Origin of the sequence: Halorubrum sp. SP3 (assembly GCF_005435195.1) — an archaeon.
In the GTDB taxonomy this organism is placed as follows: domain Archaea; phylum Halobacteriota; class Halobacteria; order Halobacteriales; family Haloferacaceae; genus Halorubrum; species Halorubrum sodomense.
This window is the reverse complement of record NZ_SGTU01000002.1, coordinates 235284-257124: the sequence shown is the minus strand read 5'-3', so window position 1 is coordinate 257124 and position 21841 is coordinate 235284. Positions and strand designations below refer to the sequence as shown.

General features: G+C 71.5%; 18 protein-coding genes and 1 pseudogene. 3 read left to right on the top strand and 16 right to left on the bottom strand.

Features of this window, described 5'->3' with window-relative positions; translation table 11 throughout:
- Positions 1 to 21: 21 nt before the first annotated feature.
- The 9 genes from EXE42_RS02650 to EXE42_RS02610 all read right to left on the bottom strand — a co-directional run bounded on the left by EXE42_RS02650 (position 22) and on the right by EXE42_RS02610 (position 7118).
- Positions 22 to 255, bottom strand: a complete 234-nt coding sequence (locus tag EXE42_RS02650; protein ID WP_004598519.1) for a UPF0058 family protein — start codon at positions 253 to 255, stop codon at positions 22 to 24.
- A 278-nt stretch (positions 256 to 533) separates the two neighbouring features.
- Positions 534 to 713 (bottom strand): hypothetical protein, encoded by a 180-nt coding sequence (locus EXE42_RS02645; RefSeq protein WP_092923168.1) that lies wholly within the window; start codon positions 711 to 713, stop codon positions 534 to 536.
- Positions 714 to 802: 89 nt separating this feature from the next.
- Positions 803 to 1858 carry a transcription initiation factor IIB family protein gene (locus tag EXE42_RS02640; RefSeq protein ID WP_092923165.1) on the bottom strand — a complete coding sequence of 352 codons (1056 nt, stop codon included), beginning with the start codon at positions 1856 to 1858 and terminating at the stop codon, positions 803 to 805.
- 318 nt (positions 1859 to 2176) lie between these two features.
- Entirely contained in the window at positions 2177 to 3007 is an 831-nt protein-coding gene (locus EXE42_RS02635; protein WP_137705839.1) for a fumarylacetoacetate hydrolase family protein, read from the bottom strand.
- A 27-nt stretch (positions 3008 to 3034) separates the two neighbouring features.
- Complete coding sequence (locus EXE42_RS02630) at positions 3035 to 3382, bottom strand: cupin domain-containing protein (RefSeq protein WP_092923160.1); 348 nt, start codon at positions 3380 to 3382, stop codon at positions 3035 to 3037.
- Positions 3379 to 4167 (bottom strand): SDR family oxidoreductase, encoded by a 789-nt coding sequence (locus EXE42_RS02625; protein WP_092923157.1) that lies wholly within the window; start codon positions 4165 to 4167, stop codon positions 3379 to 3381. Before EXE42_RS02625 ends, EXE42_RS02630 begins: the two co-directional genes overlap by 4 nt.
- 111 nt (positions 4168 to 4278) lie before the next feature.
- Positions 4279 to 5235 (bottom strand): mechanosensitive ion channel family protein, encoded by a 957-nt coding sequence (locus EXE42_RS02620; RefSeq protein WP_137705838.1) that lies wholly within the window; start codon positions 5233 to 5235, stop codon positions 4279 to 4281.
- Positions 5236 to 5344: 109 nt separating this feature from the next.
- Positions 5345 to 6658: a Zn-dependent hydrolase gene (locus tag EXE42_RS02615; protein WP_137705837.1), complete on the bottom strand. Its 1314-nt coding sequence runs from the start codon at positions 6656 to 6658 to the stop codon at positions 5345 to 5347.
- A gap of 130 nt (positions 6659 to 6788) precedes the next feature.
- Entirely contained in the window at positions 6789 to 7118 is a 330-nt protein-coding gene (locus EXE42_RS02610; protein WP_092923148.1) for a hypothetical protein, read from the bottom strand.
- 178 nt (positions 7119 to 7296) lie between these two features.
- Here EXE42_RS02610 and EXE42_RS02605 point away from each other — a divergent pair, with 178 nt between their 5' ends.
- Positions 7297 to 7509 (top strand): PLDc N-terminal domain-containing protein, encoded by a 213-nt coding sequence (locus EXE42_RS02605; RefSeq protein WP_092923145.1) that lies wholly within the window; start codon positions 7297 to 7299, stop codon positions 7507 to 7509.
- Positions 7510 to 7561: 52 nt separating this feature from the next.
- Here EXE42_RS02605 and EXE42_RS02600 read toward each other — a convergent pair whose 3' ends face one another.
- The 3 genes from EXE42_RS02600 to malA all read right to left on the bottom strand — a co-directional run bounded on the left by EXE42_RS02600 (position 7562) and on the right by malA (position 12311).
- Positions 7562 to 8590 (bottom strand): sodium:calcium antiporter, encoded by a 1029-nt coding sequence (locus EXE42_RS02600; protein WP_092923142.1) that lies wholly within the window; start codon positions 8588 to 8590, stop codon positions 7562 to 7564.
- Between the two features lie 3 nt (positions 8591 to 8593).
- On the bottom strand, positions 8594 to 10084 hold the full coding sequence (malQ, locus tag EXE42_RS02595) for a 4-alpha-glucanotransferase (protein ID WP_137705836.1): 1491 nt from the start codon (positions 10082 to 10084) through the stop codon (positions 8594 to 8596).
- A 97-nt stretch (positions 10085 to 10181) separates the two neighbouring features.
- Positions 10182 to 12311: an alpha-amylase MalA gene (gene malA / locus EXE42_RS02590; RefSeq protein ID WP_137705835.1), complete on the bottom strand. Its 2130-nt coding sequence runs from the start codon at positions 12309 to 12311 to the stop codon at positions 10182 to 10184.
- A 151-nt stretch (positions 12312 to 12462) separates the two neighbouring features.
- On the opposite strand from malA, the gene EXE42_RS02585 reads away from it, so the two are divergent.
- Positions 12463 to 17199 carry a glycoside hydrolase family 15 protein gene (locus EXE42_RS02585; RefSeq protein WP_199240725.1) on the top strand — a complete coding sequence of 1579 codons (4737 nt, stop codon included), beginning with the start codon at positions 12463 to 12465 and terminating at the stop codon, positions 17197 to 17199.
- A 51-nt stretch (positions 17200 to 17250) separates the two neighbouring features.
- Here EXE42_RS02585 and EXE42_RS02580 read toward each other — a convergent pair whose 3' ends face one another.
- The gene (locus tag EXE42_RS02580; protein ID WP_092923133.1) at positions 17251 to 17703 is read right to left on the bottom strand and encodes a hypothetical protein; all 453 of its coding nucleotides are present in this window, start codon (positions 17701 to 17703) and stop codon (positions 17251 to 17253) included.
- Positions 17696 to 19582 (bottom strand): DNA mismatch repair protein, encoded by a 1887-nt coding sequence (locus tag EXE42_RS02575; RefSeq protein ID WP_137705834.1) that lies wholly within the window; start codon positions 19580 to 19582, stop codon positions 17696 to 17698. The genes EXE42_RS02580 and EXE42_RS02575 overlap by 8 nt, the downstream gene beginning before the upstream one ends.
- Positions 19583 to 19718: 136 nt before the next feature.
- Here EXE42_RS02575 and EXE42_RS02570 point away from each other — a divergent pair, with 136 nt between their 5' ends.
- Positions 19719 to 20393 carry an MBL fold metallo-hydrolase gene (locus EXE42_RS02570; RefSeq protein ID WP_092923127.1) on the top strand — a complete coding sequence of 225 codons (675 nt, stop codon included), beginning with the start codon at positions 19719 to 19721 and terminating at the stop codon, positions 20391 to 20393.
- 18 nt (positions 20394 to 20411) lie between these two features.
- Here EXE42_RS02570 and EXE42_RS02565 read toward each other — a convergent pair whose 3' ends face one another.
- The gene (locus EXE42_RS02565) at positions 20412 to 21560 is read right to left on the bottom strand and encodes an acyl-CoA dehydrogenase family protein (protein WP_092923124.1); all 1149 of its coding nucleotides are present in this window, start codon (positions 21558 to 21560) and stop codon (positions 20412 to 20414) included.
- Positions 21561 to 21621: 61 nt separating this feature from the next.
- A pseudogene (locus EXE42_RS19190) lies at positions 21622 to 21841 on the bottom strand (hypothetical protein); the annotation flags it as partial.

Below are 21841 nucleotides of genomic sequence, written 5' to 3'. Positions count from 1 at the left end.
GAGCAGTACGCAGTAGACGTCTCAGTCGGCCGTCGGGGCCAGCGGCTCCGATTCGGACGACTCCATCGGCTCGGTGATTCCCTCGGTCAGCTTGAAAACGGCCGCTTTGTGGTCGGTCTTCGATTTGTGAATCGATGTCGGTTTGACGCCCAGTTCCTCGTAGGCCTCGAGGTCGACATCGTCGTCCCAGAACTCGCACTGTTTTCGTACCTCCGCGAGGAGACCGTGAAGATGGATGAGCTCCTGCTTCTTCATGAGTACCAGTCCTTTGCTACCGGAGGTTTATATTACTATCTTGAGTAACGTTACCACACTGTTCACGTATTCCGTGAGTAGCGGGGCGATAACGCGGTTTCTCGATAGATCGATCGGGATCGTTTTCGAACGTTCCGACGACGCGGGATCGACGATCGCGGCCGACAGACGCTCAAAAACGGCCGACGGACTCTAAGACGCCCGACGGACGCTCAAAAACGGCCGACGGACGCACTAGGAGATCGCCGGACTCGATCCGACGAGATCGGCGGACCGGTTCACTGAAACTGCCTGACGGCTTCGAGGTCGCGCTCCGTCCGCATGAACTCGGTCAAGCGTCGGGTCGCGTGACACGCCGAACAGCTAAAGTTAGACCGAAGGTCCTGAAGGTCGGCGGGATTGTCCTGCCAGTTCTTGCCGCACTCCGGACAGACGAGTCTGACGAACGCGTCAACCATGTCACCCCGTACAGCGGGCCGCGTTAAAAACGTGTGTGGCGGCCGGGGTAGCGAGTCGATTCCGCGCGCCACATCGGTCGTGTGCCGGATCAGGCGTTCACGGTGCCGCTCGCGTCGAGCAGTTCCTTGTACCGGTTCCGGATGGTGACTTCCGAGATGTCGGCCACGTCGGAGACCTGGCTCTGCGTCACCTTCTCGTTGGTGAGCAGCGCGGCGGCGTAGACGGCAGCGGCGGCGAGTCCGACCGGCGACTTGCCGCTCGTAATCCCCGCGCTCGCTGCGTCGTCGAGCAGTTCGCGGGCGCGCCGCTCGGTCTCGTCCGAGAGGTCGAGCCGCGAGACGAACCGGGGAACGTAGCTCGTCGGATCCGCGGGCTGGACGCGCAGGCCCAGTTCGCGGACGACGTAGCGGTACGTCCGCGTGAGTTCCATCTTCTCCACCCGCGAGACCGCCGTGAACTCGTCGAGGCTTCGGGGGTTACCCACCTGCCGGGCGGCGGCGTACAGCGACGCGGTCGCGACGCCCTCAATGGAGCGACCGGGCAGGAGGTTCTCGCCCAGCGCGCGGCGGTAGATGACGCTGGCGGTCTCGCGGACGTTGTCCGGGAGGCCGAGCGCGCTGGCCATGCGGTCGATCTCGCCGAGCGCCTGCTTCAGGTTGCGCTCCTTGGAGTCGCGGGTGCGGAACCGCTCGTTCCAGGTGCGGAGCCGCTGCATCCGGCGTCGCTGTCGCCCCGAGAGCGACTTGCCGTAGGCGTCTTTGTCCTGCCAGCCGATGTTCGTCGAGAGCCCCTTGTCGTGCATCATGTTCGTCGTCGGGGCCCCGACCCGGGACTTGCTGTCCCGCTCGCCGGCGTTGAACGCGCGCCACTCCGGCCCGCGGTCGACCGAGTCCGCCTCGACGACGAGCCCGCAGTCGCTACAGACCGTCTCGCCGTGTTCCGTGTCGGTCGCGAGCTGGCCGCCGCACTCCGGGCAGGTCGTGGTCCGCTCGCTCTCGCCCGTCGTCTCCTCGACGGTCGTCGACTCCTCGCCCGTCCGGTCCGGCTCGGTTCGCGTGCGCTCTCCGCTCGCGGACGCGTCGCTGGGATCCGCTAGCCGCTCTCGTTCCGTCCCGCCGTCGCTGTAGGTGTCTGTTTCTGTCATGAATCTGCTCCGACGATCCCCCGACGAAAATACAGCGAGGTCCGCGAATCGCCAGTCTGTTAACGTGTAGTTAGTCGCGAGAGTATATAAATATATCGTGTACTGATTGACAGAAAACAGACGAGAGCCGCCCGAAAACGGGTTTAGACGGATGAAACGGCCCGTTCGGTGGACCCTCGTGGATCCTCGGAGATCAGAAGCGATCGGAGACGGCAGGCGTACCGTTGTATATATTTCTTCCTCTCGGCTCGTTCCGATACGGCGACGGCGGCTCGCCGTCGGCGGCCGATCACCGATCCGCGACGACCCCTTCTCCGGTCACGACCGCCGCCCGGTCACCGACGCCGACACGGAGCCGATCGACTCGACGGTCGCGCGCACCTCGTCGCCGGGTTCGATCGGCGCCGCGCCCGGGGTCCCGGTGCTGAACAGGTCGCCGGGACGCAGCGTCGCTACCTCGGAGTGGAACGAGACGATCTCGGCGGGCGGAAACAGCATGTTCCGCACCTCGTTTTCGGCCGCGACCTCGCCGTTGACCGTCGTCGTCACCGTCGCGTTCGAGAGGTCGACCGATCCGTCGGGGATCGCGATCGCCGGCCCGACGACGAGGAACGTGTCGTAGCTCTTCGCGCGCGTGAGGAACCTTGGATTCCGTCGGAGCACGTCCTCGGCGGTCATATCAATGACCGGCAGGTAGCCGGCGACGACGTCGCTCACGGTCTCGGTCGCGACGGAGCGGCACTCGCGACCCAGCAGGACCCCCAACTCCGCCTCCGCGGTGACGCGCTCGCTCTGCTCGCTCGGCGGGAGACGTATCGGGCCGCCCGGCCCCGTGAGCGCCGTCGACGGCTTGGTGAAACTCGCCGGCTCGTCCGGCCGCTCCTCGTCGAGGTCGCCGGCGTGGTCGGCGTAGTTGAGACCGATCCCCCACAGCTTCCCGAACCGCTCCAGCGGCGGCCCGAACGTCAGGTTCTCGGTCGGAACGCGCTCGGCGGGCGCGTCGTCGACGCTCGGGAGGTCGCCCGCGGCCGCCAGCGGGAGGGCGTCGCGGACGGTTCCCGCCCTCGGCTCCGCCGCCGCCAGCGGCACGTACCCCTCGTCGTCACCGAGCAGCGGTCGGCCGGTCGCGGAGCGTGCGAGGTACTTCACGCGACGAGTCCCCCGTTCACGATCGGGTCACTCCTCGCGGTCGGTCCAGAAGTCGAACGAGCGTCCGGGCGCGAACACGTCGAGCCCGACCGCCCGCTCGTCGCCGGTATTCTCGACGCGGTGCGGCTCGTTCGGCTCCAGGTAGACGGAGTCGTTCGGGCCGAGCGTCACCGATTCGTCGTCGGTGACGACGGTCAGTTCGCCGTCGAGACAGAGACACACCTGCTCGTTCTCGTGGTCGTGGAGCGGCGAGGAGTGATCCGGCGGCTTCTCGAACCACTCGAACGAGAAGCGGTCGCTGCCCGCCATCGACACCCGTCGCCAGCCCGCCTCCGGCTCGTACGTCTCGGCCTCGTCGAACGGGACCGACTTCATAGGTTCGCGCCCGTGGCGCCGCCGTCGATCGGCAGGGCGGTGCCGTTGATGAACCCAGACTTCGGGGACGAGAGGAACGCGACGGTGTTCCCGAGCTCCATCGGGTCACCGATGCGTTCGAGGGGATTGCCGGCCCACTCGTCGAGCCCCTCTTCGTAGGAGTCGTACTCGCCTCGGTCGACGGCGTCGTTCACGAGATCGCGGATGCGAGACGTCTCGTGTGGCCCGGGTAACACGGCGTTGGCTCGGATCTCGGGCGCGAACTCCTTCGAGAGCGTCTTCTCGAGTCCGATCACGCCCATCCGGACGGCGTTGGACAACACGAGGCTGTCGAGCGCCTCCTTCACGCTCCGAGAGGTGATGTTCACGATGGTGCCGCCGTCGCCCTCGCGGAGGTGCGGCTCGGCCTCGCGCGCGAGTCGGACGACGCTCATCACGAGCAGTTCGTACGCCTCCTCCCAGTCCTCGTCGTCCGTCTCTAAGAACGCTCCCGAGGGCGGGCCGCCCGCGCTCGTGACGAGGTGGTCGAGCCCGCCGAACTCGTCGACGGTCGTCTCGACGAGCGTCTCGACGTCGTCCGGGTCCGTCAGGTCGCCGGACTGGGAGACGACCTCGCCGGTCGCGACCGATTCGATCTCCGATCTGGCGTCCGCCAGCCGCTCCTCGTCGCGGCCGTTGATCACGACGTCGACGCCCTCGCGGCCGAGCGCCTTCGCCGACGCCTTGCCGAGTCCGCTCGACGACGCCGTGACGAGCGCCGCGTTTCCCGCTATCTCGAGGTCCATGTGATAGCTGTGCGCGGTTACCGTGGAAAGCGTTTCCCCGGAGGCAATCCGGCCGCCTTCAGACCCCCTCCGCGGAGGGTTCGCCCGCGGCCGCGACTCACCGACTCCGACTCACCGACTCCGACTCACCGGGAACGCGACGCGGTCCGGATTCTCGTTGAACCGCTCCAGAATCCGTTCGTACAGCCGATTTTTCACGCGCTGCCCGCGTCGCGGGTGCGTGAGGTACCGGACGCGGAGTTCGACCCACGACTCCTCCTGTCGGACGTTGACGCTCGGGCCGTCGTTGACCTCCAGTTCGACGGGCGTCTCCGCGAGCGCCTCGCGGTAGGCGGCGATGCCGTCGGCCATCTCCCGGCCGACCAGGCCCGTCGCCTCCTCGATCATCACCGAGCGCGCGAACTCCAGGTCCGTCTCGTAGGCGACCTGGACCGCGACCTCGTTCCAGACGTACGGCGACCCGCCCCCGCCGAAGTTGACGACGTTCGACGAGAGGACGACGCTGTTCGGGACGGTGACGACCCGTCCCGAGGGCTGGTTCGTCGTCACCAGTTCGCCGTTGATCTCCCACAGCGTCGTCACGAGGAAGTCGACCCCGATCACGTCGCCCTTCGCGTCGTCGATCCGGACCCGGTCACCGACGCCGAACGGCTGCTTGACCGCGATGTACACCCACGCGATCAGCGACAGCAACGGCTGCTGGAGCGCGAAGGTGATCGCGAACCCGATGACGCCGAGCGAGAATAAGAGTCCGAGCCAGTTCTCCGTCGCCACCGCGAGCGTCGCCACCGTCCCGACGACCCCGAACGCCAGCCGGAGCAGGTTCCGGACGTTGTGCGCCCGGCGCTTGTTGGCCGACCGCGTCAGCACCCGGACGGCGAGCAGGTAGCTCCCGTAGACCACTCCCGCCACGGCGACGACGAGCAGCGACCGGCCGACGACGGTCGGCGCGGGGTACCCGCCGATCGGCGGCCAGTTCGCGAGCGCGTCGGTCGTCCCGGCGACGGTGCCGGCGGCCCCCGCCAGCAGCCCGACCGCGAGCGACGCGAGTCCGAGTGGACGTCTCACGCTCGCCGCTCGCGGCCGCCCGGCAAAACGGTTGTGGCGTCCCGGGGAGTCGGGTCGCGCTTCGCCGCGACGCGGTGGTTCTCCCGAGGGCCGCTCCCCTCGTCGACCGTCATCGATCGCCGGCCGCGACGCGCGCGAGCGCCCCGGCGAGCACCTCGGTCGCGGCGGCGCAGTCGCCCCAGTCGGTCCACTCGAGCGGGTTGTGCGAGACCCCGTCGCGCGAGGGGGCGAAAAGCAGCGACGCGTCCGTGACGCGCGCGACCCGCATCGCGTCGTGTGCGGCACCCGAGTGGAGGTCGATCGCCTCGCGTCCGGCCGCCTCGGCGGCCTCGTGGGCGGCCTCGCGCAGGCGGTCGCTCATCGGCGTCGGCGCGACGTCGAACGGACGCTCGAACTCGGTCTCGACCCCCCGGTCGCGCGCCAGCCGCGCCAGCGAGTCGCGCGCGGCGTCGACGATCGTCTCCATCGACTCGGCCTCGACGTCGCGAACGTCCACGCCGGCCTCGACGCGCCCGGGCACGACGTTCGTCGCGTTCGGTGCGACCGACAGCGAGCCGACGGTGCCGACCGCGGAGGGCGACGACGATGCGACGACCTCGTTCGCGGCGGCCTCGACGTCCAGCACGAACTCGCTCGCGGCCGCGAGCGCGTCGGTGCGCTCGTCCATCGGGGTCGCGCCCGCGTGGTTCGCCTCGCCCTCTATCGTCGCCTCGCAGTGGGTGATCCCGGTGATCGTCGTCACGACGCCGGCCGCCGCGCCCGTCGACTCCAGCGTCGTGTCCTGTTCGACGTGAAGCTCGTAGAACGCCGCCCAGGACTCGGGGCCGATCGTCGCCGCCTCGCCGTCCGCGTCGGTCGGCGTGGCGGCGTCGACCGCGCTCCCCCCGCGGTAGCCGATCCGGTCGAGCGCGTCGCCTAGCGTCTCCCCGTCGGCGTTCGACAGCGCGAGCGCGTCGTCGAGCGCCAACTCGCCGGTCGCGACCGCCGAACCGAGCAGTCCGTTCCCGAAGGTGCCGCCCTCCTCCTCGGTGAAGCTGACGACCCCGACCGGGCGGTCCGGCTCGAATCCGTCGTCGCGCATCGCGCGGACCGCCTCCAGCGCGGCGTACACCCCGAGCGGCCCGTCGAAGATGCCCCCTTCGGGGACGCTGTCGAGGTGGCTCCCCGAGACGACCGGCGCCGCGTCCGGATCGGCGCTCTCGGGGGTCCACGTCCCGAGGACGTTTCCGACGGCGTCGACGGTGACGTCGAGGCCGGCGTCCCGGAAGCGCTCGACCAGTCGATCTCTGGCCCGCCGGTTCGCCTCGGTCCCCGTCCGGTTCGTTCGCGCGTGCGCCTTCGGATCGTCCGTCTCGACCCGCCCGAACGCCGCGTTCGCCTCGATGTCCGCGCGGAGTCGCTCCGCGTCGACCGAGAGGTCCATACCGAGACCGGGCGCCGCGGGATCAAAACGGTTCGGTCTCCGGTAGTCGCGCCGGGAGACCGGCCGCGCACGAGCGTCCGGCCGCGGGCGGCCCCCGGTCGGCGGCCGGTTCGCGGGCGTCTCGCCTCGCTCACTCCGCGCGCCGCGCGAACCAATAGCCGGCCGATCCCAGCCCGAGACCGGCCGCGAACCCCCGTCTCGCTGCCGCCTCGTCGACGGAGCGGTCGATCGCGACCCCGAGCGCCGTCCACGCCAGCGCGACGACCAGGCTCCGGCCCGGACCGGCGCGGAACCGCCGACAGCCCGCGACCGCTCGCGCGTGACGATACAGGTAGCCGGCCGCGAACCCGGCCGCGAGCGAGCCGACCCGCACCTCGCCGTCGACGGTCCGCGACAGCGCGAGGAGGGCGCCGCCGAGACACTCGACCCCGGCGCCGACCGCGCGCACCGCGTTGACCATGCGATGCGTTCGCACTAGTCGCGGATATCGGTTTCGTCAGGGGTCGTCGGGGGTCGTCGAAGGTCGTCGGAGGTCGTCGGGGGTCGTCGGAGGTCGTCGGGGGTCGTCGGAGGTCGTCGGGGGTCGTCGGGGTCGATCCCAAAAACACTTGACTGCGGCCGTTGTGGTGTCAGGCGGTATGTCCCCGTTGCTCCTCCAAGGCGCGGCCGCCGGCATCGCTCTCCTGATCGGGCTCGTCTTCTTGGTCGTCCACCTCGCGATGATCGCGTGGACGTACTCGGACGCGGAGTCGCGCAGCGATCACCCGCCGATCCTCTGGGCGCTTATCGTGTTCTTCGCGCCGGTCCTCGGGATCCTCCTGTACTTCGTCATCGGGCGGAACTCCTACTGAACCGGACGACGCCGGTCGCCCGCGGGCGACCGACCGCGCCGGCGCCGCGGGCTCACACGCCCTTGAGTACGCTCGTCGCCCCGACGCTCTCGGCGACGACCCACGCGACGAACAGCCCGTAGGCGACGAGCAGCGCGTACGACTCGCGTTTCTCGAGCGCGAGGCTCGTCCGGAGCGTCACGAAGAGGAGCACGGTCGCGACGGTCAAGACGCCGAGCATCGGCACCGCCGTCGAGAAGTTGACATCGACCTCGCCGACGATCAGCACGCCGAGCGGGATCGCCACGAGCAGGTCGAAGGTGTTCGACCCGAGGACGTTCCCGAGGCTCGTCGCGCCGCGGTTCTCGCGCGCGGTCCGGACGCTCACCAGCGTGTCCGGGAGGCTCGTCGCGGCCGCGACGATCGTGACGCCGGCGAGGAACTCGGGGACCCCGAACGTGGCGCCGAGCGACTCGACCGACGCCACGAGTCGCTCGACCGTGACGACGATGACCGCGAGCCCGGCGAGCAGCTTCGCCCACTCCCGCCCGACGTCGACCCCGTCGCGAACGCGATCCATCTCGGCGTCGTCGACGTCCTGGTACTGAATGAAGAGGTAGAGCGCGTACAGCGCGAGCGGGATGACCGCGAGCGAGCGCGGTATCGTCCCGACGATCGGGTCCGACGAGACGGGGAAGTAGATGGCCGCGAGCGCGAACGTCACGACCAGCACCGAGACGGCGATCATGTAGAACTGCGCCTCCTTGTACACGATCGTCCGGTTGGCCTCCAGTTCGCCCTCGCCGCCGATCCCGGCCGCCGCCGGGATCACGAGGATGTTGAAGATGGCCGAGCCGACGAGCGCGCCCACGCCCATGTCGAAGACGCCGGTGAGGGCGGTGACGATCACGCTCACGAGCTCCGGGAAGCTCGATCCGACCGCGACGACGATGGACCCCTGGACCACCGCCGGAAGCCCGTAGTAGCCGGAGAGGGTCTCGGCGGCCTCCTCTAACCACCCGCTACCGAGCCAGATGAAACCGGTCGCCGCGACGATCGTCACCACGTGGACGATCGGCGCGTCGGGGAGGACTCCCGTCACGGTTCACCGCACGTGCTTGCCCGCCAGCTCCCACAGTTGCTCCGCGATCGCGTCGTCGAGCGCGTCGCGGGTGACTCGCCACTCCCAGTTGCCAGCCAGCGTGCCCGGCTCGTTGAACCGCGCCTCGCTGCCGAGCCCGAGGAGGTCCTGGAGCGTCGTCACCGCCAGGATCGCGTCCGAGGCCCAGACCTCGTCGATGATCGCCCACTCCGGCGGATCGTCGGGCTCCGCGCCGACGTTGTACCGGAAGCAGTCGCGCTGTTCGGCCGGCAGGTCCTCGAAGTAGCCGACCCACGTGTCCGTGTCGTGCGTCGAGGTGTAGCCGACGACGCCCTCGCCGTAGTGCATCGGCTGGTACTCGTTCCCCGCCGCGCACCAGTCGGCGTACTGCGGGACGCGCATGCCGGGGAAGCCGAACTCGGCCATCAGTTCGTCCATCGCCGGCTCCTCGAAGCCGAGGTCCTCGGCGATGAAGGGGGCCTCGCCCAGCTCGCGTTCGACCGCCTCGAACAGGTCGCGCCCCGGCCCCTCGCGCCACTCGCCGTCCGCGGGGTCGTCGCTGTCGGCGGGGATCGCCCAGTACTTCACGAACCCGAGGAAGTGGTCGAGCCGCGCCACGTCCGCGAGCTCGAACAGGCGGCGGAACCGGTCGAGCCACCAGTCGTACCCGGTCTCGGCGAGCCGCTCCCAGTCGTACAGCGGGTTCCCCCAGCGCTGGCCGGTGTCGCCCGCGTTCGGTGGGACGCCCGCGACCGCGGTCGGGCGATTCCCGTCGTCGAGCCGGAACGCCTCCGGGCTCGCCCACACGTCCGCGGAGTCGAGCGCGACGTAAATGGGCACGTCGCCGACGATCGACACCCCCTCATCGGCCGCGACCGCGCGCAGGTCGCGCCACTGGCGGTCGAACGTCCACTGGACGAACTCGCGGAAGCGGACCTCCCTCGCGTGTTCCTCGCGAGCGTCGGCCAGCGCGTCGGGGTCTCGCGTCCGCAGCGCCTCCGGCCAGTCGGTCCAGACGTCCTCCGGCCGCGCGTCGGAGAGCGCCCGGAACAGCGCGTAGTCGGCCAGCCACGGCTCGCGCTCGCGGAACGCGTCCAGGGCCGCGCGGTCGTCCTCGCTCGCTCGCTCCTCGAACCGCTCGAACGCGGTCCGCAACAGCGGGAGCTTGTACTCGCGGACCGCGTCGTAGTCGACCCGGTCGGTCGGGAAATCGGGCACCGGCTCGAGGTCGGCCGCGTCGAGCCAGCCGTCGTCGACGAGGCCGTCGGGGTCGACGAAGAGCGGGTTGCCGGCGAACGCCGACGGCGACTGGTACGGCGACTCCCCGGCGGCGGAGATCGTCGGTCCGATCGGGCAGATCTGCCAGTGGTCGACGCCGGCGTCACCGAGGAACGAGAGGAACTCGCGCGCGCCCTCGCCGAGGTCGCCGATCCCGTACGCCCCCGGCAGCGAGGTGACGTGACAGAAGACGCCGTCGGAGCGGTCGAATCGCATACGCCCCCCTGCGATCCCCACCGACTCAAGCGTTACGTCCGGGCGGATCGCGGCCGAGTGCGACTCCCGGGACGAACGACCGGGGCGAGACGGCCCCTTACTCCCCGGCCACCGGCACCACCGCCACCTCGTCGACGCGGATCCGCTCGGTCCCCTCGGCGTCCTCGACGAGGCACGCCTCGCCCGTGACCAGGTCGCGCTCGCCGTGGTCGACCTCGACCGCGACGCTCGCGGCGTCGGGCGCGAAGTTGAGGACGACCACGAGGTCCTCCTCGCCGTCGCTCCGACGGAACGCGACCACGTCGTCCGGGTGAACGTCGCCGCTGGCGACGACGGGCCGCTCCGAGAGGTCGCCGCTGGCGACGTGGTAGTCAACGCGCGAGAGGTCGCCCGCGGGGCCGAGCGCCGGGTGGTCGCGGCGCGTTTCGAACAGGCGCTCGTAGCGGTCGCGGACGTCTTCGCGCGCGTGGTCCCACGCGATCGCGTCCCGACGGCCGCGCTGGCCGATCTCCTGGCCGGCGTACACCATCGGGACGCCCGGCAGCGTCATGATCGCCGCGCCCGCGGCGGCCGCGGCGGCGTCGCCGCACTCGACGCGGTAGCGGGTCTCGTCGTGGTTCTCGATGTACTGGAGGAACTCCGCGTGGTCCGGGAACCCGATCTCGGCGCGTTGGTCGACCGCGTCGAGGACGGTGCTGGCGGGCTCCGCGCCCCGCCCCACCTGCCGGAGCTGGAAGTACAGCGTCGCGTCGAAGTGGACGTCGAACATCCCCTCGTGGAACCCGGGGATGTACGGGATCGTCTCGTCCATCAGGAGGAACTCCGAATCGATGTCCTTCACGCGGTCGCGAAGCTCGCGCCAGAACGAGTCGGGCACGGCCCACGCCATGTCGCAGCGGAACCCGTCGACCAGCGGCGCCCACTCGTCGATCACGTCGAGCAGGAACCGCCGGACCTCGAGGTTGGCGTGGTTCAGGTTCGCGATCAGCTCCCAGTCGAAGTAGGTGCCCGGCTCGCCCGACGCCTGCCACTCGTAGCGGTCGCGGTACGGGGAGTCGGGGTTCTGATACGCGTCTTGGAACCACTCGTGGTCGCGCGCGGTGTGGTTGGCGACGAAGTCGAATAACACTCGGATCCCGTTGTCGTGCGCCGTCTCGACGAGCGCCTCGAACTCCTCGCGATCGCCGAGGTCGTCCGCGGTGTCGAAGAAGTCGACGATGTTGTAGCCGTGCGGCTTCCCGTCGTGGCCGAGGACCGGCGTGAGCCACAGCGTGTCGACGCCGAGGTCCGCGATCCGCGGGATCCGCTCCGCGATCGCGTCGAACGCGTGTCCCTCCTCGGCGTCCGCGAAGGTGCGGACGAACACCTCGTACACGGAGGCCTCGTTCGTCCACTGCGGCGGATCGTTGAGTCGCCGGGTCTCGAAGTCCGGCGTGTCCGGGGTCAACACGGCCTCGCCGCCGCCGGCCTCGTCGACGGCCGACGGGCCGTCGTCGACCCGCACCACCGCGGCCGCGTCCGCGACGCTGACCCGCGGGTCCTCGCCCGGATCGCGCGCGACCGCGACGGCGTGAACCCGGAGTCGGTCCGGGACCGCGTCGAGCGACACCCGGAGTTCGCGGCCGTCCTCGCTCGCGCGGAGCGCGTCGCGGGGGTTCGTGCGTCCCGCCGCGACGGCGGCCTCGACGTCGCGGTCGTCGACGACGAACCGCACGGCCAGCTCGCCGGCCTCGAGCGTCGAGTCGGGGTTCGGCGTCGGCACCGCGGTGAACACCGCTTCGCCGGCACGCCCTGCGTCCGAATCGTCGGGGCCCTCGCCCGCCGGCGCCGCGTCGGCGTCGAACGCGACGCTCGCGTCCACCCGCACTCGCGGGCGACCGACGCCCTCGTGCTGCTCGCGGGCGGCGTAGTCGATCGGCTCGTCGTCGACGTCGCGGTCGCGGATCGCCGTGCCGCTCCCGCCGGCGACGTCGACGCCCGCGTAGCTCGCGGCGAACGCCCGAACCGTGAGCAGGTGATCGCCGTCCGGAGCGTCCAGCCCGAGCAGGTAGCGCCCGGGTACGTCGGGCGTGAACTCGGTCACGGGCCCGTCTCCGACGGTCGACTCGCTGCCGGGCGGCGCGTCCGCGACGCGCCACGCGTACGCGGCGTCCGGGTCCGGGTCTCTCGGTGCCAGCTCCGTCGTCTCACCGGTCGCGAGGAAACGCGGGGGTCCGGGATGGTGCATGTGACGGTCATCAACGCCCGGGGTCTTCGGTGTTGCTCTTGGTTCGGCCGCGTCCGGCCCGATATCGCCCCCATCTACCCCCGTTCTCGCGCCGCGATCGGTTCCTAGCCGCGGTCGTCAAGGCTTTTACTCCGGCAGTCGCAGAGCGGGTATGCGACTGCGCACCGCCCTTACCGAACACGAACGTCGGCGCGGGGAGCGGTACCCGGCGGAACACTCGATGACCGCCGGCGCGTTCACCGGCGACGACGGACGGCTGGTCCACGTCGGGCCGGACGGGACCGTCCACGACTGTTCGTACTCCCTCTCGGGAGTCGGCGGCGCCGACCGGCTCCGGATGGGGATCACCGCCGGGCGCGGCGTCCGCTGGTTCGACGACCTCGAGACGACCCGCCAGCACTACGACGGCGACACGCCGCTCGTCGAGACCGAGTACGACGCCGGCCGCTACACCATCCACCAGTTCGACCTCGTCGTGAGCGACACGCACCTCACCCACGTCGAGCTCCGCGGTTCGCCGCCGGCCGACGCCGAACTCGTCGCCGCCTACGCGTTCTCGCCCGACATGGTCGAGGGGCGCGTCGGCAACATGGTCCACGAGGCTGCCGGTCCCGCCGACGGCGGCGTCGTCGAGGTGTACCACCGCACGGAACACGACTTCCTCACCGCCTCGACGGGGCTCTCGAACGCCCACGGACAGCGGCTGCGGACGATTCCGGAACTGCTCGGCGAGGCCGACGACGGCTTCCCGCACCGCGGCGAGATCGACCGCCGCGAGGACTCGCGGCTCACCCCGGACGTCGTCGTCCGCGCGCCCTTCGAGCGCGAGGGACGGACCGAGCGCGTCACCCTCGCCGGCCGGGCCGTCGTCGACCGCGGCGGCGCCCGCGACACCGGCGACGACGCGAAGGACGCGCTCACGGACGGCATCGACCGCCAGCGCCGCATCGAGACGGTCTCGAACATCGCCACCGCCTACCCGGACGCCGACGAGCTCCGCGAGGCCGCCGACGGTCGCGGACCCGACGTTCCCGAAGACGCTCCCCGGCGGTCGGTAATCGCGAGCGACCTCCGCGCGCTCGACCTGCTCACGGCCGAGTCCGGCGCGCGGATCGCCGCCCCGGAGTTCGACCCCTTCTACTCTACTTCCGGCGGCTACGGCTACACCTGGTTCCGCGACGAGGCGTCGGTGTCGACCGCGCTGCTCGACGCGAGCGAGGAACTCGGCCTCGACGCCGACGAGGAGCTGCTCGCGACCGCGAGCTTCTTCTGTCGCACCCAAGACGCCGACGGCTCGTGGCCCCACCGCGTGTGGGCCGACTCCGGCAAGGTCGCGCCCGGCTGGGCGAACGCCCGGATCGAGGGCGCGAACGGCACGCCGGGCCCGAACGATCAGCTCGACCAGCCCGCGACGGTCGTCGCCTTCCTCGCGACCCTCCGCCGCGAGGCGGACCTCCCGACCGAGTGGCGCGACCGGATCGACGAGACGATCGCCGACGGCGTCGACTTCCTCTCGGAGACGACCGAGGACGACGGGCTTCCCCGCCGCTGTCAGAACTGCTGGGAGAACGCGCTCGGGCGGTTCACCCACACCGGCGCCGAGTACCTCCGGGCGTTCGCCGCCGTGGCGCGCGCGCCGGTCGACGAGGACCTGCGGGCCGAGGCGGCAGACGCCGCGGAGGCCGCCCTCTCCGGCCTCGACGCCCGTTGGAACCCCGAGACGGAACGGTTCCTCCAGCGCGCCAGCGAGGGGAGCCGGGACGCCCGCGCCGACGCCAGCACCTTCGCGCTCGCCACCGCCGCGGCCGAGTACGCCGCGCTCCTCGACGACGAGACCGCGACCGGCGGCAGCGACTCCGCCGCGACCGACGGCTCCGGCGACTCCGCCGCCATCGACGGTGCGGGCGCCGGATCGATCGAGTCCGTCGCCGCGAGCGAGTTCGACCGCTTCCTCGACCGCGTCAACACCCACGTCCGGCAGTCCATCGACGCGCTTCGGCGCGAGACATCCGCCGTGGAGGGGCTCGTCAGGTTCGCCGGCGACGACTGGCGCACGGCCGAGCAGGGCGCCGCGAAGGTGTGGTCAATCGCGACGCTGTGGGGCGCGACCGCGGCGGCGACGCTCGCGGGCGTCGTCGAGGAGCGCGGCGGCGCGTCGGGGCCGCTGTTCGCCGACGCCCGCGAGCTGTACGCGCTCTGCGAGCCCGACGGTCCGTTCACCAACGAGGCCGGACTGTTCGCGGAGCAGGCGTTCGACGACGGGGACCTCGACAGCGCGACCCCCATCGCGTGGTCGCACGCGCTCCGGATCGACGCCACGGTGACGCTCGCGAGCCACGGGGAGCTCCCGGTCCCGCACGACCGCGAGACCGGGCCCGAGGCGGCGCCCCACTGGACGACCGGTCGGAAGTTCGGCGTCGGAACCCCCGCCGACTACGAGGCCGACGAGCCGGTCCCGGTGTGGTTCACGCTCACCGAGGGGGCGCTCACCGAGGCGCGGTTCCCGCGGATCGACGTGATGAACGTCCGGACGTTCGACTTCCTCGTCGCGGACCCCGACTCCGAGTACGCGGTCCGCACGTTCGACGAGACGGACCACGTCACGGCGACTGAGACGGTCGAGCGCACGACGGAGCCGGCGGCCGACGACGCGCTCGCGTACGTCCAGACGATCCGCGAGACCGGCGACGGCCACGGGCACGGCTGGACGCTCACGGTCGAGTACGCGGTCGACACCGACGGGACCGCGATCCTCGCGGACGTCCGGTTCGAGGGGCGCCGCGAGTACGACGTGTACGCGCTCGTCGACGCGACGGTCGCCAACGTCGGCACCGACGACCGCGCCGAGCGCGTCGCCGGCGACGACGGGGCGCACCTGCTCGCGCGGAAGGACGACCCTGACCGCGACGCGGGCAAGCTCGTCGACGACGACGGCGAGCCGTTCGACGTCGCGCTCGCGCTGGCGAGCGGCGACGGGTTCGACTGGGCGAGCGCGCTCGCGGCCGGCGGCGAGGCGGCCGACGCGCTGTTCGGCGACGGCGACCCCGGCGAGGAATCGACCGCGGCGGTCGGCAACGTCGTCCTCGCCGGGCTCGTCGGCAGCGGCGAGGCGATCGCGGACACGGTCGCGCTCGGGTTCGCGGAGGAGTCGGACACCGCGGCCGCGCTCGGCGAGGCCGAGGGGGCGCTCGCGCGCGGTTTCGACGACGCCGCGGACGCGTACGCCGAGACGTGGCGCGCGTGGCTCGCTGACCGCGACCTCCCCGACTCGGTCGCGGGCGACCCGGAGCTCGCGGCGCAGTACCGGTTCGCGCTGATGACGTTGGCGGCCGTCGAGGACAAGACCCACGACGGCGCGGGGATCGCGAGCCCCTCGGTCCCGTGGGGCGAGACCGAGTACGCCGCGGAGGACCGCGGCTACGGCTACAACTTCGTGTGGTCGCGGGACCTCTATCAGGTGTTCACGGCGCTGATCGAGATCGACGAACTCGACCGCGGCGCCGACGCCTTGGCGTACCTGTACAACACTCAGCAGGACGACGACGGGTTCCTCCCGCAGAACACCTACATCGACGGCCGGACCCGCTGGGGCGGCGAGCAGATGGACAACATCGCGTTCCCCTCGGTGATGGCCTGGCAGCTGTACGAACGCGGTCTGACGCTCGGCGAGGCGGAGTACAGTTACGAACAGGTCAGCCGCTCGCTCGATTACATCGCCGCCAACGGCCCCGAGACGGCACAGGAGCGCTGGGAGGAGGAGGCCGGCTACTCGCCGTCGAGCATCGCGGCCGAAATCGCCGGACTCGTCTCCGGCGCCGCGCTCGCGCTCGCGGAGGCCGACCGGCGTGAGGCGTCCGGGAGCGAGGCCGCCGAATCGCCCGACTCGCTCCGCGCCGACGCGCTCGCGTGGCTGGCGCTCGCGGACGACTGGGCGGCGCGCGTCGAGGAGTGGTGCGCGACCGCGACCGGGACCGACCGCCATCAGGAGACCCCGTACTACCTCCGGATCACGGCCGACGGCGATCCCGAGGCGGGGCGTCCGCGCACCATCGCCAACGACGGGCCGACCTACGACGAGCGGGAGATCGTCGACGGCGGCTTCCTCGAACTGGTCCGTCTGGGGATCAAGCCCGCCGACGACCCGATCGTCCGCAACTCCGTCTCCGTCGTCGACGACTCGATCCGGGTGGACACGCCGCACGGCGCCGCCTGGTATCGGTACGTCGGCGACGCGTACGGCGAGATCGCGGTCGGTGACCCCGGCGCGCCGTGGGCCGGCACCGGCGACGGCCGCGGGCGTCTCTGGCCGATCTTCACCGGGGAGCGCGGCGAGTACGAACTGCGCGCCCGCGCCGACGGTCCCGACGCGTTCGGCGGCACCGACGACGAGGCGCTCGAACCCGAGGCGCTCCTGGAGACGATGGCCGGCTTCGCCAACTCCGGGCGCATGCTCCCCGAGCAGGTGTGGGACCGCGAACACCCGACGAAGTACGGCTGGGAGTTCGGGGAGGGTACCGGGGGGGCGACCCCGCTCGCGTGGTCGATGGCCGGGTTCATTCGGCTGGCCCACGGCGTCGACGCGGGCGAGCCGATCGAGACCCCGACCGCGGTCCGCGACCGGTACGTCGAGCGCGACCGCCCGGAGGGTCCCGACCTGACCGCCACCGCCGATTTCGTCGAAGACGCGGTCGTCGTCGCGGGCGAGACGGACGCCGAGCTCGTGGCGGTCCACACCAGGGAAACGTCGCGCATCGCGACGCCCGACGGCGACGGCGCGTTCGAGGTCGACCTCGACGCCGCGACCGACGTGAGCACCGTCGTGGTCGCGGCCGCGACCGACGACGAGTTCGAGGCCGCCGGCACCGAAGTCGAGCGGTTGCGGCTGTAGCTCGCGCGGTTCGGTTTTCCGGCTCGATTCAGCCGAGCGCGAGGGCTCGATTCAGCCGAGCGCGACCACGTCGACGGCGCGAGCGTCGCCGTCGACCTCGATTTCGACCGTCGAGCCGACGCCCTCGCGGACGCGCTCGCGCCACGACTCGACGGCTTCCGCGTGTCGCTCCCGGCGGGCTTCGAGGTCGGCGTCGGGGTATTCGGTCGCGGTGTCGTCGGGCTCGGGATACGGCGGCACGTCCTCGACCAGGTCCCGCGGGTCGACGTGAAGCGGCGCCGGAACGTCGGATTCACCCGTGTTCTCGGCGTCACCGTCGCCGTCCGTGTCGACCGCGTGGAGCCGAGCGCGCATCCGCCCCGAGAAGGGCGGCGTCGCGCGGAGGACGACATCCCGGTCGCTCCGGAGCGTGGCTTCGAGGGCGTTCGCCACGTCCTCGCGGTGGACCGCGATCGAGCGGATCCGGTCCGGCCCGGGGTCGCTACCGCCCGCCTCCTCAGTCATCGTTCGCCGTCCACTGAGCGTCGGAGAGGGTTCGCTGGACCGCCTCCTCGCCCACGGCACCCGCGAGGTGTTCGAAGCCGGCGCGGACGCCGCGGTCGCTCGCGTTCGCGACGAGACGGGAGACGATGAACTCCGGCGTGGACTTCCCGACGGTCTCGAACCGCGGCTGGTAGTCGACCCGGAGGTCCAGGTCGTTCGTCAGCCCCTCCGCGAAGATGCCGTCGATGCGGGCGGCGTCGGGCAGCGGGCTCAGGTCGTCCGCGAGGTGGGTGACGTACACGCCGAGCGCGCCGCGGTCGACCGTCAGCGTCACCAGGCCGTTCAGCAGGTCGGCGGCGCGCCCCGGCTCCGTGATCGCCTCGAACTCGTCGACGAGCATGAGCGTGCGGCCGTCCGCGACCAGCGGCGGGACGACCGACTTCAGCGTCGACTCCAGCACGCCGGCGTTGAACGAGGCGTGCCGGCGGTGGAAGACGACCCGGTCGAAGGCGCCGACCTCGGCCGCGTCGGCGGGCACGGGCAGCCCCATCGACGCGAGCAGCGAGACCGCACAGAGGGTCTCTAAGAGCGTCGTCTTCCCGCCGGAGTTCGCCCCGGTGAGGACGCTCACGCGGTCGCCCGTCGGCGGGGCGTCCGCGCTCGCGACGCCCGACGCGTCCGCGAGCGAGTGGGAGCCGACCCCGTACGACACCGGCTGGACGTCGCCGGCGAGGAAGGGATTTCGCGCCCCGCGCACGGCGATGCCGTCGTCGACGAGCGTCGGCCGGACGTGGCCGTTCTCTGCCGCGAACCGCCCGAGCGACAGCAGGAACGCGGCGTCCGACACCGCCGCCGCGGCGCGGGCGACGGTGGTGTCGCCGCCCTCTTCCGTCTCCTCGGCGTCGTCGCTCCCGGTTCCCTCGGCGTCGTCGGTCTCCGCCTCGCTCGCGTCGGCCGTCGCGGGCTCGTCGCCCAGTCGCTCGCGGATGTCGGCCGCCACGGCGGCCTCGCGCTCGTCGACCGCGGCCTCCAGTTCGACGACGAGTTCCCGGAGGGTTCCGGAGACGAAGTCGGCCGCGTCGAGCGCCTCGTCGGGCGCCGCGGCCCGCACCGTCGCCGGCTCGACCCCCGTCTCGCGCGCGACGTGGTCGATCGTCGCCGCCTCCAGCGCCTCGAAGTCGCGGAGGCTCCCGTCGCGGACGGACTCGAGCACGTCGAACGCGGAGTCCGCGAGGTCGCGCGCGGCCGACAGCCGCTCGCGCAGGCGGTCCAGCTCCGCGTCGGCGCCGCTCGCGATCTCGATGTCGTCGCCGTCGAGGTCGCCGGCGGGGTCGATCGAGCCCCGAACGTCCGCGAGCGCGTCGGCCGCGTCGCGCAGTCGGTCGCCGTCGAGCGCGCCGACCGCTGCGAAGGGACCGTCAGTCAGCCCCGCCTCGCGGAGCGCGACGGCGGTCTCGACCGCGGCTAGGTCGGAGCCGTCGGCCTCGTCGTACGCGGCGAACGCGTCCTCGACGGCCTCGCGGTCAGCCTCGTCGAGGCCGGTCCACGCGTCGCGGGCGGCGACGACCCGCCCTAACCGCGACTCGACGGCGTCGCGGTCGAGCAGCGGGGTCAACACGCGGATCCGGTCCGCCGCGTGCGCGGTCAGCGCGGCGTCGGCCGCGAGCCCGAGGAGGTCGTCGTACACCGACCGCGCGTCGCCCGTCGCGAGCACCTCCATCCCGGCCTCCCCGTTCGCCCGGCGGAGGATGCGCGTCGCGCGACCGCGGTGGAGCCCGGCGTCGACGAGCGCGCGGACGTCGGCCGACTCGATCGCCTCGATCGCCCGCTCGGTCCCGAGCGCCGCCGTGAGCCGCTCGCTCGTCTTGGGGCCGATCCCCCAGTAGTCCTCCAGTCGCATACCCCGTGGTGTCGCCCCGGCGTCTTGGCGTTTTCGTCGGGCGCACCGTCGACGGCGTCGACTCGGTCCCGGGAGGTCGCGCTCCCTGCGTTCCGCCACGACAGCGTTCATTCCGCTCCGGACCGTACGCACCGACATGGCGACGGAAATCGCGGAGGGCGTCTGGCGGTTCGACTGTCGCGGGGTCAACGCGTACCTCGTTTCCGACGACGTGCCGACCCTCGTCGACGCCGGCACGCCGTGGGACGAGGCGGCGATCCGACGCGGCCTCGACGAGGCCGGCGTCGCGGTCTCCGACATCGGCCGCGTCCTGCTTACCCACTACGACCTCGACCACGTCGGGACGCTGGCGGCGCTGGCGCCCGACCTCGACGCGTCGATCCACGCGTACGGGTTCGACGCCCAGCTCCTCCGCGGCGCGCGGTCGCCGCCGCTCCGGAATCACAAGGGACTGATCCAGCGGCTCGGCGGGCTCCTCACGGATCTCCCCGACCTCGACGTGGTCGGCGTGCGGGACGGGGAGGCGCTCGGCTCGTTCACCGCGTACCACACGCCCGGGCACACGCCGGGCCACGTCGCGTACGTCAGCGAGGAACTCGGGGTCGGACTGCTCGGGGACCTCGTCTCCGAGTCGGACGGCGACCTGAAGCCCTCCGGCTGGGTGATCAGCTACGACACCGACGCGGTCGCGGCGAGCGTGCGCGACCTGGCCGAGCGCGCTCCGGTGTTCGAGGTCGCCTGCGTCGGCCACGGCGAGCCGCTGGCGACCGGCGGCAGTGAGGCGCTGCGGCGGTTGGCGGCGACGCTGTGAGCCGCCCCGGAGTCGCCCTCAGCGCGACTGCCGGTAGATGAGGTTGCGCTGGATGTCGTTGGCGCCCTCGTAGATCACCGGGATGCGCACGTCGCGGTAGACGCGGGCGATCCGGCGGTCGGTGAGGATCGAGCGGCCGCCGTGGAGCTTCATGCCCTGCTCGGCGCAGTCGGTCGCGACCTCCGTGGACTTGGTCTTGGCGAGGGCCGCCCAGTAGCCGGCGTCCTCGTTGTTCGCGACCTTCTCGCAGGCGCGCCAGTTGAGCGCGCGGGCCGACTCGAACCCGATGCGCATGTCGGAGATCGTGTGCTGGACGGCCTGGAACTCGTCGATGGTGCGGCCGAACGCCTCGCGCTCGTCGATGAACGCCTCCGCCTCCTCGATGGCGGCGGCCGCGAGCCCGAGCCCGTGGCCGCCGACGATCACGCGGCCGTGGTTGAAGAAGTCCGCGAGCACGTAGAAGCCGCCGCCCTCGCTGCCGACGACGTTCTCCTCCGGGACGAAGCAGTCCTCGAAGACGATGTGGCCCTGCTTGGACGCGCGCATCCCCATCTTCTCGGGGATGTGTTCGGCCTCGTAGCCGTCGGAGTCGGTCTCGACGATGAACAGCGTGTAGTTGGAGTAGCGGTCGTCGCTCTCGCCGGTCTTGGCGTAGACCGTGAGCCAGTCGGCCTCGACCGCGTTGCCGACCCAGTACTTCTCGCCGGTGAGCTCGTAGCCGCCCTCGACCTTCTCGGCCTCCGTCGTCATGCCCGCGAGGTCGGAGCCGGTCTGCGGTTCGGAGACCGCGAGCCCGGAGATCTGGTCGTTCTCGGCCACCGGCCGGAGGTACTCCTCCTTCTGCTCCTCGGTGCCGTACTGCTCGACCATCTCGGCGCCGAAGCTGGCGAGCTGGAGGGTGAGCGCGATGCCGGCGTCGGCGCGGTAGAACTCCTCCGCGATGGCGAGCACCTGCGCGAGGTCGAACCCCTTCCCGCCGTACTCCTCGCCGATGTCCTGCGCGACGAGCCCGGCGTCCATCCCCGCTTCGAGCACCTCCCAGGGGTACTCGCCCGATTCGTAATACGCCTCGGCGTTCGGGGCAATGTACTCGTCCGCGAACTCGCGGGCCTCCTGTTTGACGTCTCTCGCGCGCGCCGGCACGACGCTGTCGTCGAGCAGTTCCATACCGACCGTGAGGACCGCGCGCTCAAAACGTTCGTGGAACAACGAACAACTTCGTGTGCGTTTACGTCATCCCGTTCTCGGCGTCGCCCTCGTCGCCGGCCGCGTCCGACTCGCCGTCACCGCCGTCGGCACCCGAGTCGTCACCGCCGTCGGTGTCGGCGGCCGAGCCACCGCCGTCGGACCCGGGCTTCGGGTCGCCCGACCCGGTCGTCTCCGTCGATTCCGGATCTTCCGGCGGATCTGCCGGATCGGCCGGCGGATCTACCGAATCTTCCGGCGGA

Coding starts and splice junctions, on each gene's coding strand:
- EXE42_RS02630 (WP_092923160.1), bottom strand. CDS start 3,382: ATGAAGTCGGTCCCGTTCGACGAGGCCGAGACGTACGAGCCGGAGGCG.
- EXE42_RS02615 (WP_137705837.1), bottom strand. CDS start 6,658: ATGGACCTCTCGGTCGACGCGGAGCGACTCCGCGCGGACATCGAGGCG.
- EXE42_RS02570 (WP_092923127.1), top strand. CDS start 19,719: ATGGCGACGGAAATCGCGGAGGGCGTCTGGCGGTTCGACTGTCGCGGG.
- EXE42_RS02640 (WP_092923165.1), bottom strand. CDS start 1,858: ATGACAGAAACAGACACCTACAGCGACGGCGGGACGGAACGAGAGCGG.
- EXE42_RS02650 (WP_004598519.1), bottom strand. CDS start 255: ATGAAGAAGCAGGAGCTCATCCATCTTCACGGTCTCCTCGCGGAGGTA.
- EXE42_RS02565 (WP_092923124.1), bottom strand. CDS start 21,560: ATGGAACTGCTCGACGACAGCGTCGTGCCGGCGCGCGCGAGAGACGTC.
- malA (WP_137705835.1), bottom strand. CDS start 12,311: ATGCACCATCCCGGACCCCCGCGTTTCCTCGCGACCGGTGAGACGACG.
- EXE42_RS02605 (WP_092923145.1), top strand. CDS start 7,297: ATGTCCCCGTTGCTCCTCCAAGGCGCGGCCGCCGGCATCGCTCTCCTG.
- malQ (WP_137705836.1), bottom strand. CDS start 10,084: ATGCGATTCGACCGCTCCGACGGCGTCTTCTGTCACGTCACCTCGCTG.
- EXE42_RS02585 (WP_199240725.1), top strand. CDS start 12,463: ATGCGACTGCGCACCGCCCTTACCGAACACGAACGTCGGCGCGGGGAG.
- EXE42_RS02625 (WP_092923157.1), bottom strand. CDS start 4,167: ATGGACCTCGAGATAGCGGGAAACGCGGCGCTCGTCACGGCGTCGTCG.
- EXE42_RS02610 (WP_092923148.1), bottom strand. CDS start 7,118: ATGGTCAACGCGGTGCGCGCGGTCGGCGCCGGGGTCGAGTGTCTCGGC.
- EXE42_RS02580 (WP_092923133.1), bottom strand. CDS start 17,703: ATGACTGAGGAGGCGGGCGGTAGCGACCCCGGGCCGGACCGGATCCGC.
- EXE42_RS02645 (WP_092923168.1), bottom strand. CDS start 713: ATGGTTGACGCGTTCGTCAGACTCGTCTGTCCGGAGTGCGGCAAGAAC.
- EXE42_RS02575 (WP_137705834.1), bottom strand. CDS start 19,582: ATGCGACTGGAGGACTACTGGGGGATCGGCCCCAAGACGAGCGAGCGG.